General features: G+C 59.8%; 10 protein-coding genes. 5 read left to right on the top strand and 5 right to left on the bottom strand.

Annotated elements, in window-relative coordinates; genetic code table 11:
• Positions 1-16 precede the first annotated feature (16 nt).
• The gene (locus ACR3EL_RS18955; protein ID WP_170341714.1) at positions 17-2,323 is read right to left on the bottom strand and encodes a Tex family protein; all 2,307 of its coding nucleotides are present in this window, start codon (positions 2,321-2,323) and stop codon (positions 17-19) included.
• Between the two features lie 297 nt (positions 2,324-2,620).
• Here ACR3EL_RS18955 and ACR3EL_RS18950 point away from each other — a divergent pair, with 297 nt between their 5' ends.
• The 5 genes from ACR3EL_RS18950 (at position 2,621) to ACR3EL_RS18930 (ending at position 9,219) form a co-directional block, all read left to right on the top strand.
• Complete coding sequence (locus tag ACR3EL_RS18950) at positions 2,621-4,834, top strand: NADP-dependent isocitrate dehydrogenase (protein WP_170341713.1); 2,214 nt, start codon at positions 2,621-2,623, stop codon at positions 4,832-4,834.
• Positions 4,835-5,152: 318 nt separating this feature from the next.
• Entirely contained in the window at positions 5,153-5,938 is a 786-nt protein-coding gene (locus ACR3EL_RS18945; RefSeq protein ID WP_170341711.1) for a metallophosphoesterase family protein, read from the top strand.
• A gap of 1 nt (position 5,939) precedes the next feature.
• The gene (locus ACR3EL_RS18940; RefSeq protein ID WP_170341709.1) at positions 5,940-6,974 is read left to right on the top strand and encodes an ATP-grasp domain-containing protein; all 1,035 of its coding nucleotides are present in this window, start codon (positions 5,940-5,942) and stop codon (positions 6,972-6,974) included.
• Positions 6,971-7,858, top strand: a complete 888-nt coding sequence (locus tag ACR3EL_RS18935; protein WP_170341707.1) for an NAD-dependent epimerase/dehydratase family protein — start codon at positions 6,971-6,973, stop codon at positions 7,856-7,858. Before ACR3EL_RS18940 ends, ACR3EL_RS18935 begins: the two co-directional genes overlap by 4 nt.
• A gap of 125 nt (positions 7,859-7,983) precedes the next feature.
• Positions 7,984-9,219, top strand: a complete 1,236-nt coding sequence (locus ACR3EL_RS18930) for an O-antigen ligase family protein (protein ID WP_170341705.1) — start codon at positions 7,984-7,986, stop codon at positions 9,217-9,219.
• Between the two features lie 9 nt (positions 9,220-9,228).
• Here ACR3EL_RS18930 and ACR3EL_RS18925 read toward each other — a convergent pair whose 3' ends face one another.
• From ACR3EL_RS18925 to ACR3EL_RS18910, 4 genes are all read right to left on the bottom strand, one after another.
• The gene (locus ACR3EL_RS18925; RefSeq protein ID WP_217354954.1) at positions 9,229-10,671 is read right to left on the bottom strand and encodes a hypothetical protein; all 1,443 of its coding nucleotides are present in this window, start codon (positions 10,669-10,671) and stop codon (positions 9,229-9,231) included.
• Between the two features lie 42 nt (positions 10,672-10,713).
• Complete coding sequence (locus tag ACR3EL_RS18920) at positions 10,714-11,433, bottom strand: class I SAM-dependent methyltransferase (RefSeq protein WP_170341703.1); 720 nt, start codon at positions 11,431-11,433, stop codon at positions 10,714-10,716.
• Positions 11,434-11,685: 252 nt separating this feature from the next.
• The gene (locus tag ACR3EL_RS18915; protein WP_170341701.1) at positions 11,686-12,624 is read right to left on the bottom strand and encodes a UbiA family prenyltransferase; all 939 of its coding nucleotides are present in this window, start codon (positions 12,622-12,624) and stop codon (positions 11,686-11,688) included.
• Between the two features lie 75 nt (positions 12,625-12,699).
• Positions 12,700-14,130 (bottom strand): hypothetical protein, encoded by a 1,431-nt coding sequence (locus ACR3EL_RS18910; protein WP_170341699.1) that lies wholly within the window; start codon positions 14,128-14,130, stop codon positions 12,700-12,702.
• Positions 14,131-14,235 lie beyond the last annotated feature (105 nt).

Here is a 14,235-nt window from a genome sequence, read left to right as displayed (position 1 = left end):
AGGCGGGGCAGGGGGCTTATTGATTTTTCAATGCATTTCGCAGCGCATCCCCAATCGCACTGTGCTGCGCATTATGGGGATATTTAGCGCGTTGTGATTTCGGTGTGCCTGTATTCTTTCCGCGCGCGCTCTGGCCTTTGACGTCGCGATCTCGCCGGTCGGAGGCAGCGCCATCCTTGCGCATGCTCAGCCCGATCCGCTTGCGCGGCACGTCGACTTCAACCACACGAACTCGAACAACCTGTCCGGCCTTGACCACCTCGTGCGGGTCTTTCACGAACCGATCGGCCAACTGGCTAACATGCACCAGACCGTCCTGATGCACGCCGATATCGACAAAGGCGCCAAAGGCAGCGACGTTGGTCACGGTGCCTTCCAGCACCATGCCGGGTTTGAGGTCGGTGATCTCTTCGACGCCCTCCTTGAAGCTGGCGGTCACGAAGCTGGGGCGCGGGTCGCGGCCGGGTTTTTCCAACTCGGCAAAGATGTCGCGCACCGTCGGCAGACCGAACCGGTCATCCACGAACTGTTCGGCGCGCAGACCACGCAGCGCACCGTCATTTCCCATGATCTGACGGATGTCGCGGCCGCAGGCCTGCACGATGCGGCGGGCCACGTCATAGGCCTCGGGGTGGACAGCCGAGGCGTCCAAGGGCTCATCCCCGTCGCGGATGCGCAAAAAGCCCGCGCATTGTTCAAAGGCGCGGGGGCCGAGGCGCGCAACCTTCAGCAGATCCTGCCGCGATCGGAACGCGCCATTGAGGTCGCGATGCGTCACGATGGCTTCGGCCAGACCGGGACCCAGGCCCGAGACATGGGCCAGCAGCGGCGCCGAGGCGGTGTTCAGATCGACGCCAACGGCGTTCACCACGTCTTCGATCACCGCTTCCAGAGACTGGCTCAGCCGGTGTTGATCGACGTCATGCTGATATTGGCCGACGCCAATGCTCTTGGGTTCGATCTTGACCAGCTCGGCCAGCGGGTCCTGCAGGCGGCGGGCGATCGACACCGCGCCACGTAGCGAGACATCCAGATCGGGAAACTCGCGCGCGGCCAGTTCCGAGGCCGAATAAACCGAGGCCCCGGCCTCGGACACCACGACCTTGGTGGGCGCCTGCACCCCCTTGGGCAGCAGTTTCAGCGTGTCGGCCACCAGCCGCTCGGTCTCGCGGCTGGCGGTGCCGTTGCCGATGGCGATCAGTTCGACCTTGTGGGTGGCGATGAGGTTCAGAATGGTGGCCTGTGCGCCGCGCAGATCGTTCTTAGGTTGGAACGGATACAGCGTGGCGGTCGCCACCAGCTTGCCCGTCGCGTCCACCACCGCGGCCTTGACGCCGGTGCGGATGCCCGGGTCCAACCCCAGGGTGGGGCGGGGGCCCGCCGGGGCGGAAAACAGCAAGTCCTTGAGATTGCGTGCAAAAACCAGAATGGCCTCCTCCTGCGCGCGGCTACGCAGATCGGCCATCAGCTCGACCATCATCGACAGCGACAGCTTTACCCGCCAAGTCCAGCCCGCGACCTTGCGCAGCCAGGCGTCTCCCGGGCCGTCGCCACGCGTCTGCAGATGCGCCGCCACGATCGCCTCGGCCCGGGCGGCGCCGGTTTCGGGGTCGGGGGCAATGTCCAGCGTCACGATCCCCTCTTTCGACGCGCGCAGCATCGCCAGCGCCCGGTGCGATGGCACCTTGGCCCAGGTCTCGGCATGGTCGAAATAGTCGCTGAACTTGGCGCCTTCCTGTTCCTTGCCCTCGATCACCTTCGAGGTCAGCAGCGCCTCGGCCTGCATAAAGCTGCGCAGCTCGCCCAGAAGGGCGGCGTTTTCGGTCAGACGCTCGGTGATGATGTCGCGCGCGCCATTCAGCGCGTCCTTGGTGGTGGGCACGGCCTCGGTCACATAGGCCTGGGCCAGACCCTCGGGGTCGGCGCTGCGGTCGGCCAGGATCGCGTCGGCCAGCGGCTCCAGCCCGTTTTCCCGCGCGATCATCGCCTTGGTGCGACGCTTGGGTTTGTAGGGCAAGTAGATGTCTTCCAGCTGCGCCTTGGTTTCGGCGCGGGCAATGGATCTGGCCAGATCGTCGGTCAGCTTCCCTTGATCCTTGATCGAGTTCAGGATCGTCTCGCGCCGTGCCTCAAGCTCGCGCAGATAGGCCAGCCGGTCGGACAGGGTTCGCAGCTGGCTGTCGTCCAGCCCGCCCGTCACCTCTTTGCGGTAGCGCGCCACGAAGGGCACGGTGGCGCCTTCGTCCAGCAGTTTGACCGCCGCGTCCACCTGTTCGGGGCGGGCATTGATTTCCGTGGCGATGGTGCGGGCGATGCGGTCCAACGGGGCCTCCTTGATCTCGGGTTGGAGGACCGTCTTAGCCAGCGCCCGCGCCAAGGGAAAGGCGTCGCGTATCGTCGGCGGGCTGAAAATACGGGCATATGCGCGGTTTTGCGCAAACTGGGTCAAAATGCGCGTTCAGATGCGATTGATCCCGGGCCTCGGGTGATTTAAGGGAGGCCCTGTCAAATCAGAGTCACCCCGGAGCGGAACAGCATTCATGCTCCTCGCACGCCGCGCTGCACGCGGCACAACTCTCGGCTCGCACGCCCCTGAAAGGCTTAAAAAAGGTAAGGGAACATGGCAGAAAAATCGAACTTCGACATATTGTATACCATCGTAGACGAAGCGCCGGAGCTGGCCAGTGCCTCGTTCCTGCCCATCATCCGCAAATTCGCCGCGGCCGCGGGCGTCAGCGTTGGTACCAAAGACATTTCGCTGGCCGGGCGCATCATCGCGGCCTTCCCCGAAAACCTGACCGAAGAGCAACGTCAGCCCGACGATCTGGCCGCCTTGGGCGAGTTGGTGAAGACCCCCGAGGCCAACGTGATCAAGCTGCCCAACATCTCGGCCTCGGTGCCGCAGCTGGTCGCTGCCATCAAGGAACTGCAGGGGCAGGGCTACGACATCCCCAACTATCCCGAGGACCCCAAGACCGACGCCGAAAAAGAGATCCGCGCCCGCTATGACGCGATCAAGGGCTCGGCCGTGAACCCGGTTCTGCGCGAGGGCAACAGCGACCGCCGCGCCGCCAAGGCGGTCAAGCGCTATGCCCAGCAGCACCCGCATTCGATGGGCGAATGGTCGGCCGACAGCAAGACCAAGGTGTCGTCGATGCCGGGCAATGATTTTTATGCCAACGAGAAATCGGCCACCATCACTGCGGATCAGGCCGGTGATGCGCGGATCGAATTCGTGGGCAAGGATGGTGGTGCTACCGTCCTGAAAGACGGCTGGACGCTGGAAGAGGGCACCGTTGCGGACGCTACCTTCATGTCAATCAAGGCGCTGTCGGAGTTTCTGGATGCCGCGATCGAGGACACCAAGAAAGACGGCACGATGTTCTCGCTGCACATGAAGGCGACGATGATGAAGGTCAGTGACCCGATCATTTTCGGCTACGCCGTAAAGTCGTGGCTGGCGCCGGTGTTCGAAAAATTCGGCGACCGCATGGCACAGCTGGGCGTCAACCCGAACTCCGGCTTGGGCGATCTGCTGAACCGCGTCAAGGAAGATGCCGAGATCATGGCCGCGATCGAAGCGGTCAAGGCAGACCGTCCCTCGATGTACATGGTCGACAGCGACAAGGGCATCACCAACCTGCATGTGCCGTCGGACGTGATCATCGACGCCTCGATGCCGGCCGTGATCCGCGCGGGCGGCAAGGGCTGGGACGAGAGCGGCAAGAAGGGCGACACCAACTGCGTGATCCCCGACCGCTGCTATGCGCCGGTCTATGACGAGACCATCAATTTCTTCAAAGCCAACGGTGCGCTGAACCCGGCGACCGCCGGTTCGGTGGCCAACGTGGGCCTGATGGCCCAGAAGGCCGAGGAATACGGCAGCCACCCGACCACATTTGAGGCGCCCGCCGACGGCACGATCCGCGTCGTTCTGGCCAATGGCGAGGTCCTGCATTCGCATGAGGTCGAAAAGGGTGACATCTGGCGTGCCTGCACCGCCAAAAAAGCCCCGATTGAAAACTGGATCCAACTGGCGATGGACCGTCAGCGTCTGACCGGCTCCGAGGCGATCTTCTGGCTGGATGCGAACCGCGCCCATGACGCCGAGCTGATCAAATACGTCAAGCCGGCGCTTGAGGCAGCGGGCGTAGCCGACAAGTTCCTGATCCTGGCGCCGCGTGAGGCGACCCGCAAGTCGCTGGAAACCATCACCGCCGGCAAGGACAGCATCGCCATCACCGGCAACGTGCTGCGCGACTATCTGACCGACCTGTTCCCGATCCTCGAGCTGGGCACCTCGGCCAAGATGCTGTCGATCGTCAAGCTGATGAATGGCGGCGGCCTGTTCGAAACCGGTGCAGGTGGCTCGGCGCCCAAGCACGTTCAGCAGCTGGTCGAGGAAAACCACCTGCGTTGGGACTCGATGGGCGAATTCTGCGCGTTGGGTGAATCGCTGAATTTCCTGGCCGACAGCCGCGGAAACGCCAAGGCCGCCGTTCTGGGCGCTGCGGCCGAGGCCGCAACGCAGGGCATCCTGGACCACGACCGCTCGCCCAGCCGCAAGGTTGGCGAGCCGGACAACCGCGACAGCCACTATTGGTTCGCCCGCTACTGGGCTGAGGCACTGGCCGCGCAGTCGGATGATGCTGAACTGGCGGCGCATTTTGCACCGATCGCCAAAGAACTGGCGGAAAAGGAAGAGCAGATCCTGTCCGAACTGCTGGCCGCTCAAGGCAAGCCTGCTGATTTGGGCGGCTATTACCATGGCGATCGCGCCAAAACTGCCGCTGTGATGCGTCCCAGTGCGACACTGAACGCGATCATTGGCTGACCACAGAAGGCCGGGCGAATGAGCCCGGCCTTTCTTATTTCGTCCGATCAGGCGACAGTTAGTATTTCCCTGAGCTATTGTTTGCTTTGGCTTGATTGGCCGGACCCGAACTGTTCCAGCGCGACCTGGGTTGGACAAAGGGAGTTGCGGCACGGTTCTCAGCCGGTATCATCCCAGAAAGTTTGCACCGTCGAACGGTTCGGCCGGGCTGTGCAGTTGATTTGTTAAAGGGTGTTTCAGAGCGCCTGTGTTCGCAGTGGTTGGAACCAGGGCCGGCGCTTGATTTGGATTGCCGGACATGGTCGGCGGAGAGTGGTCATGAGTACGCTGAAGATCGCGGTACTGTCCGACATACATGGAAACGCCACGGCGTATGCGACCGCGATCCAAAAGGCCGAAGCTTTTGCGCCGGATGTCGTCGTAATGTTGGGCGATCTGTTGACATATGGTGTGCGCCCTCGGCAGGTGTTGGAACTGACCGACCAACTGATGGCTCGCCAAAACTGCGTGTTCATTCGCGGCAACCACGATCAGTTCTATTTCGATCTGGATAAAGGTAACCCGTCTCTCTACGACAACATTGCAGGATTTGTGTTGGAGTCCGTCGAGTGGACGCATGGTGAGGTCCGGGGCGACCCACCGTTGGCCGACCGATACCCCTGGGCCGACCGCCATAGCATGGGGCCGATCCTGTTCTCACATGCCAACCCTTACGATTATGGGGACTGGTCCTATGTCTCGAAACCGGATCAATGGGCACCAGCCGCAGCGGTCTTGCGACAAATGGGAAAAACGGTCGGGGTCTTTGGGCATTCGCACCGGGCCTTTGCCGTCATGATCGACGAAGCCGGAAGACCAACACCTGCGGATCAACGCAAATGGATAAGGATTCCGAAAGGGTCAGTGCTGCTGCTGAACCCCGGAGCGGTCGGGCAGGGGCGGGGCACGGGCCTGTCTTATCTGACCCTTGAGCTGGATGGCGACCGGGTGAGAATCGACATCCCGTCGATCAGCTTTGATCTGGAACAGATCCGCGCGGATATTCAGGCCACTGACCTCAGTCAGGGGACAAAGGAACGGCTTATTTCATTCATGGAGAAATGAATTGATCACGGTTTTGGTTACAGGTGCGGGTGGCGGAGTGGGCCAGGGCATCATCAAGTCGCTCAGGCTGATTTCTGATCCGCCGCTGCGTATTCTTGGAGCCGACATGTCTGCCCTATCCGCCGGCCTTTATGCCTGCGACAAAGCCTTTCTGGTCGAAGGGTGCCGCTCGCCGGGATACCTCGACTCACTGGCACGGATATTTCAGGCAGAGTCCGTGGATTACTATTTCCCCGGTACGGATATCGAACTGGCATTGTGTGCCGAAAACCGGGATCGCATCGCGGAACAGTTCGGGACAAAGGTCGTGGTCAACAGTCCAGAGACGGTGCGTATTGCCGATGACAAGGGACTGACCTCGGCTTTTTTGGCGAATAACGGGCTGCCCTATCCGCGCACGTGGCCCATGGCCGAGGCCTTGGAAATGGATGATCTGATCTACCCGGTCATTGCCAAACCGGCGGTCGGGTTTCGGTCCATCGGGGTCGAACGGGTGAATTCTCGGGACGAGCTGGCCAACTACCCCGGTGATCCGGCGGCAACCATCGTACAGGAGCTGATCGGCGATGACGCGCGCGAGTTCACGTGCACGATCGTCGGGGCGAAGGGGAGTCTGTCGCCGGTTCTGGCACTGCGTCGAGTGCTTCGGTCGGGCGATACATATCGGGCCATTCCCGAGCGGAATCCGGTGATCGAAGACTATGTCACAGCTATCGCGCGCAAGCTGGACGTCGAAGGGGCCTGCAATTTTCAGCTGCGCCTTGGCGACGACGGAGTACCCAAGGTGTTCGAAATCAATGCCCGGTTCTCTGGTACTACACCGTTCTGTGCTCAACTGGGTTTCAACCCGGTCGAATTTTACCTCAAGACCGACCGCGGCCTTGCCTATGAGCCAGAAATCGCTTGGGACAGCATGGTTCTGCGGTATTGGAGTGAGCTGGTCGTTCCGCGTTCAATGACAGATACATTGGATCAGGCCGGACAGTCGGAACCTCAGATCCCGGCCCAGTTCAGCCTCTATGGCGGGACGTCATGAAAGTTGCCCTGACAGGGGCGACCGGCTTGCTGGGTCGCCATCTTGTGGCCTGGCTAAGCCGACGTGACATTCCTGTTGCGCGGATCGACCGGTCGGACTGGGATCTGCAGGACGCGATCGCCCATGACAGGCTGGATCAACTGGTGCAAGGTGCGGATGTATTCGTGCACTGCGCGGCCCGGATTGATCTTGCCGGGCCTGCGGGTGACGGCTCGGCTTGGCAGGTGCTGTTTGACAGCAATGTCCGAGCCACGTTGAATGCGGCGCGTTGGGCGGCAGATCGTGACGTGCACTTCATCTTTGTGTCCAGCGGGTCGGTATATCGCGATCCTCATGCCCGCGGAATCGACGAAAGTGCGGAAACCGCCCCGGGGCCGCTTGGCGGTGATTACGCTACAACCAAGCGTCTGGCCGAAGCGGGGCTGGCTGAGCTTGCCCAGACTTCTGGAGCGCGAGTGACCGTGCTCAGACCTTCGGCGCTCTATGGTCATGGGCTGCCTGATGACAAGTTTCTTGTGCGGATGCTGAATGATGCGGCCGCGGGGCAAAACATCACAGTAACCGGTCCAAAGAACAGCATTGATTTCGTGCATGCGCATGACCTGAGCCGGGCGATTTTGCAATCGGCCCAGGCCGCAGCTTGCGGTGTATTCAATATCTCCGGCGGAGATCCGGTTTCCTTGGCGGATTTGGCGCAGGAGGTCATGTCCGTCGCAGGTGGCCAGGGTATGATCGAAACCCGATCCGGAGACAGTCCGCCATTCACGAGGTTCGATCTGTCCTCGAACGCAGCCCGGGCTGCATTCGGCTATGCGCCGGTCGTGGACATTGCAACGGGTCTGGAAATGACGTTGAGGGGCCAATTGCTGCCGGGAGCGGCATGACCCGGTCCGGCAGCCGGGCGATGGGAGCCGGAAACATGTTTTTTGAAGGTATCTTGGGTGTTACCCTTGTATTCCGGGTACCAGTCTGCGGGCCAGGTAACCCACCGCCGTTTGGATTGTAGAATATGGCGCCAGTCAACAGTATCAGCCGGCCTAAGCCGATTTTGGAGCAGATCGAATTCGCGTGTCTGATGACTGCGTTGCTGTTCAGCACGTTCACTGCCTTTCGCCATCCGGCGGTTCTGTTCACGGCCAGCGACATGTTTTTGACGGTTGCCGTGATCCTGCGGTGCAACCGCAGCCTGCCGCTGTTTCCGTTGCAATCCGCGTCTTCGGTCTGGTTCATCGGCATGCTGATGATGGTGGCGGGACTGTCGATCGGCTCTATCGCGCACGGCGATCCGGTGTCGGCCTTCGTGGTCATCGTGCAGTATTTCTTTTCGTTTGTTCTTCTGCCTCTGGCGATCCTGGGTCGCCCATATGAAGAGGCTGTTACTCTTGCAAAGGTCGGCGTGATCTCGATTGCCTTGAACTGTCTTGTCGGGATGATCGCCTATGGCGTGGGCTATTCCGGTGGCGAATCCCGGTATTTCATGCTGGTCAGCGGCAATTACCGCGTGGCGGGACTGGTGGATAATCCAAACGGGTTGGCTGGACTGATCGTGCTTTGGTTCCCGGTATTGTGGTATCTTGGGCTGACGGGTGCGCTAAGAAAACTGCCATTCTTGGCCCTCTTCGGGCTGCTTGCCATCACTTTGATCTACGCAAGTTCGAATTCCAGCCTTGCTGGTGCGGTCATCTGCGGTGCTTTGTTCCTGCTGCTGGTTGGAAATCAGCGCGTGCTGATGATCTGGGGAACAGCTGTGACGACGATGGCTTGGATCAGTATCCAATGGGCTGAGTTCATCTTTCCGCCGACGTTCCGCAACCGGGTATTGTCACCTCTGCTCGAGGGGGACCTGAGTCACGCGGGTACATTCGAGGACCGCGCGGATCTCATGATCGAGGCCTGGCAGTTTCTGCCGGATTACTTTCTGGTCGGTATGGGCGCGGGACAGTATCGCGAACTGAGCAGTCAAGGCATTCCCGTTCACAACCTGTACCTGTTGCTGGCCAACGAAGGGGGTATTCTAGCCTTGCTGGGATTGTGCTTCGTTTTGGGGTCCGCCATCGTCTACGCCGTAATGGCCCGGCATAATGTGCCGAACAGGGTGTACGGGCGCGCGACCGTGGTGACGGTCACGCTGACCTTTGCGGCGCTGTCCATGAACTACACCCATGTTTACCAGCGCGGTATGCTGATCCCGTGGATCGTGGCATTGGGGCTGTTGGCTGCGTCCGATCGGTACCGGCGCCGCTAGCTTTTCACGTCACGGGTTGCTTTGTCCCATCCCGGTCCCGTCGCCAGCCAATTCGTGCAGGAACTCCTCGAGGTTGGTCCAGCCATCTTCGTCCGAATCCGCGGTTGCGTCCATCGGGTCCGTGGGATTCAGGTCCCATTGCGTTTCCCATTCATCAGACATCCCGTCAACATCGCTGTCTGCATAGGGCAGGGCGCTTTCAAGCTCGGGCCAACCGCCGACCTTTTCAGGGTTCTTCTTTAGGATTTTGCCGGATCGGTCACGGACCTCCTGAACAACCCTCTGATCCACCGCGTCGCGAGATGGGCGTGTCGCTCCAGCGTTTTGCAGGACCGTTTCGAACACTGTCGAGACCGGATCGGCCTGGACCAAAGGCGGGGTGACCGGCTCATCAACGACATAGACACGATGTTCTGGGGCAAGGACCAGTTCCTCGGGAAGGTCCAGGCTGTTGCGGTTGTCTTCATCAAGATTGTCCCGAAGGTACAATCGGTAGCCGTTCTTGAAGCCGTCGAACAGGTGCACCAATAGATTGGAATCGATGCTTTCACCGGACAGCTTCAGGTTGCCAATGATATTGGCGTCCAGCTCGGTCCAGCGATTGTCCAGCGAAACGACATATTGCCAGATCGGTGAGTACATCAGGTTGTTTACGATTTCGGTCGTGGTCCCCGGGGTCTGGGGCGCGATTTGCGGGTTTCTGAACATCCCATGAGAGAACAGGTTGTGATGGATGCTGAAGTTGCCGCCCTTTGTCAGCAGCATGTTGCGGGCCCGGTTGCTTTTGCCTGGTCCGCCATGCAAGAGGGGCTCGCTGATGATGCTCCACTGAAAGGTCAGCCGTTCGGCGTTTTCTGAGTCAATCGTCTCGTCGCTGCCCCAACTGGTCGAAATGTGGTCGAAGATCACGTCACGCGCGGCTTTGGTGTAGACGCCAATGGCCCCTGAACAGCAGGATTCTACGTCGTGCGGTCCGGGCCGGAACCGAACATGGCGCACGATGACATCGTGCGTTCGGATTTCCAGTGATGGGCGCAATTGACGTGGGCCGTTTCGGATCGCAATCCCACCGCCCGGAGCGGTTTCTCCGGCGATGGTCAGAAAAGGACTGTTTGCGATCAGAGACGCCTTTTCCAGTGTAATCGTTCCGCTGACCCGAAAAATGCAGGTTCGAGGGCCTTTGGCGTCGATGCATGCACGTAAGGAGCCGGGCCCGTATTCTTCGGTGTTCGTGACATAAATCGCGCGCCCGCCGCGCCCACCTTTGGCGGCGGCGCCATGCCCTTCAGCGCTGGGAAATGCTCTTTGGGAGCCATCCGGCAGTTGTGCCGAAAAGGACCGGTTCGCGTTCTCGGCCAGCAGCGTGCCAGGGCTGCAGCCAATCGCCAGAACAGTCGCAAAAAGCGATACTTGGAATACGGCGAGCAGTCTTGGCCTTTTTGCAATGGGCATTCTAAAAACCTTGGCTGTTGTCAAAATTCTTCTGCCTTTGGTCTAGGGCGCGGTGTCCCGGGTTTGGGCTTTGGTCGCGCAGACCATCATTGAATCCCGCAGGTGCACTGGGATCACTAGGTCAGCCAGCCGTGCCGGAACCTTGAAGCGCGCCCATCTGGGTAGATAACGATGCACTCTTTCAACCAGATATCCTAACGGAAAATACCAAGTTGGACGATGAAATTCGGTTTGCTGCAAGCCAGCTTTGGCCAAGGCAAAGCGCAGTGTTTCAGGGTCGAAATAGCCGATATGCGCAACACGATAGTGCCACCATTGGTCTCCCATGATACGCGCCAGCAGGGACGAGCGGTCGGGCGTAACGACGACCAGTACTCCGCCATCGGCCAACAACCGTGCAGCCCGGGTGATCAGGTCCAGCGGATCCGAAACATGTTCGACCACGTCTACCAGAGTGACTACATCGTAGGGGCCGGTCAGATCGGGATGTGGAAGAACGCCTTGGACCACCGGCAGGCCATGATGTTTTGCCCGGGCGCAAAACCGTCGCGACGGCTCAACCCCGATCGCGTCGTAACCACAGGCGATGGCCTCCTCGACCAGGATACCGGTTCCGGCCCCCACATCCAGCAGCCGGTTCGCGCCGGCAGTGGGTCTTGGCAGCCTGTTTAGCAGCACCCGTTTCTGCCGCGCCCTTTGGGGGCGCGTCATCTCATAGGCCGGGTCTTCGAGGTCTTCGTAGAATTTAAGGACATCGACCATATCCGTGCATTGGCAAAAACCGCAGCGGACGCATTGGTCGATCGCGGCGGTTGTACCGTAGTCGGCATTCGAAATTTCAAAGTTCCGCGACGTCGGATCCCCGCGCAGGGTGCTTTCCTTTATCCTCCTGAGGCCGCCGGTGCCGCACAGCCAGCATCGCCGGATCGGTGCGGATACAACATCATCTGAAGGCTGGTTCACCATGCGCGCATCACCTCCAGTCTGGCAGCAAGCCGGTCCGTTGCCCGGCACCTATGACCCGACTGGCCGGATTTCAAGCAACTGTTCAAAGAACGGAAGCTTGATCTCGAGCAGAACGAACATGACCACCACCAGCAGAATAACCTGAAAAACAAGGCCGCGTTGTTTGTACAGATTTTCGGGGGCCTGTGCGATCGAGTCCCGGGCCAGCCCGACGGCAAGATAGCGCCCGAACAACATCGCCACGAAGGGCAGAGACAGCAGAAGCTCGACCTTGTACTTTGTCAGGAAAACGCCCAGGAAAGCGGTGGACAAGATTGCGTAGACCAGCGCCGACACCAATAGCTTCGACTCGTCATAGTCTTTGAAAGATGCGCGGTACCGCGCGGCAAGTGCCGGGTCGTCAATGGTACGATATTCGGCAAAGCGCTTGATCGCCATCAGATACGCGCCGCCGAACCAGTACGAGATCAACACGCTGGACGGTGCCACGATCGGCGGAACCATAATGAACCAGCCCGCAAAGAACCGAATGGGGTTGTTGATGGCCTCGCTCAGAACGTCCAAATAGGCGCGGTCCTTGGACCGGATTGGTTTGACGTTGTAGATGATCCCCATGATCAGCAGGGACAGCGCCGTCAGGAAGAACGGCGTATTGATCAGTAGCGCGAGTCCGAGACCGACGATCGCCAGACCCAGCCATTGCAACCAGACGATCCGGCCGTCGATCTCGGTCACGACTGAGGCACGCTCTTTCTTCTTCGGGTGGTGCCGGTCGAATTCGCGGTCCAACCACTCATTTATAGTATAGTTGGCCGACGCGACCAGACAGATCGAAAATATCCCGACGGCGAGGTCGATTGCCGACCGACTGGTGAACTCGGCACCCATGATGACCGCAAGAACGGCACCCGGCAGAATGAAGATGTTCTTGAACCAATGGTCGATGCGCGCAATGGACAAATAGTCTTTGAATCCGGCTCTTACCATTGCAACCACTTTCACCGACACAACAACATTTGCCGGGCCCGAAAAGGCGAGAAACAGAACACTACGGGCGGCATGTCAGATTTCCAGACTGCGCCTTGCGTGCTTCTTCCGGCGATCATAAAGCTTCAAAACCACAAGAAAACTAGCACATATGACCACCGCGACGATAGGCCAAAGTGCTGCAAGATACCTAACCGACGCGATGGATAGTGTTGCAGACAGAAACAATAGCGCGTGCAGGCTCAGCACCCCCAACCCGGCCAGAGTCAGTATTTGACGTCCGGCCCAGTTTTGGCGCAGCCAAAGGATTGAGGCCGCCAGGATCAAGATCGAAGCCAGCCAACCTATCGCAAGCGCGGAATGGATAAGACGTGCATACGGCGGATCAAAAACATCGCGGGTGATATAGCCGAGCGCATTGTCCATCGGGAACGGCCCATTCTGCGCGATGTAGGCGGTGATGTCGTTCGCGGTCACGGCATGGTAGAAGGGCTGCCAGAGGGCGACATAGTGCTGTAGCGGCAACCGCAAAAACCCCGTCGGGTTCGCCAGAATTCGTCTTGAACCGATTTCGGCCATGAGTTCGGTCTTTGGAATGCCAATTCGGTCGGCAATGGACTGCAACCGGTCCTTCTCGTACAGAAAAATCAAGCTGGCTTCGTAGCTGTGCATCAGAAAGAAGGAGACCGGTCCAAATGGCGCCCGGGAAATCGCCTCTCGTGCGTCAGCCGGGCCCTGTTCTTCAAGAATAATCCAGACTTCGGTTCGTGGGTCATCGGGGGCATAGGGGTTTGGGCCTGCAGCGAACATGGCGCTTTTTGCGAATAAGACGTTCCCCAGCACGCTTTCGCGAGGTTCATCGTGGCGAAGGTCGTAAGCGGCGCGGTCTGCAAGCAGCACGAAGGCGACGCCCAGAACCGCCAGAGCCAATCCAGCCCACGGGCGCCTGCCATTGATATAGCTCGCGCAAAGAACCGCCACGATAAGGATGGGCAGAAGAGCAAAACCAACTGGACGGATCGCGATCAAAGCGCCGACTGTCATGCCCAGGGCTGCAAAGTGCCAGGGCTTGGGGCCGTGGATCGCTTGCACCAGACAGGCAAGATAGACGCATGTCGCGCTTTGGAACAGAGACTCGGACAGGATGCTGTAGTTAAAGTAGAACGTCATCGGGTTGATGATCAGAATTCCAAGCAGGACCAGACCGGCACGGGGATGGCCAGTGGCCCGAGCCAGTGTGACCGACAATAGACATGCAGCAGCCGAGAATACCCAGATCTGGCCCACAACAGCGGCGCGCAGCGGGTCCGGGAACCCGTCGAAAAGGTCCAGAAAAAAAGGATATGCAAAGCCGCGATAGGCGGCGGCCTGAACGTAGTCTGCCGAGTCACTGGAGAAGTTTACGTCAACCAAGGGAAAAGCCGTCTGAATCACCGCCAGGACCAGTGCCAGCGCGATGATTATGAGCCCCCCGTTTTCATCTGCCCTTGAAGAAGCTTTCCCCAAAACCCACTCCAAGCAAAGTCCGGTATTTCCGACCGCGCCGCACGTCGATCAGTACCCGCGCGCAGCATCCGGTACTCGCATGGTAGCACAGACTCGGCCACCAGA

Source organism: Ruegeria sp. BJ3 (assembly GCF_056535665.1).
Note: the sequence above shows the minus strand (reverse complement) of the source record. Positions and strands in the feature narration are given on the sequence as shown.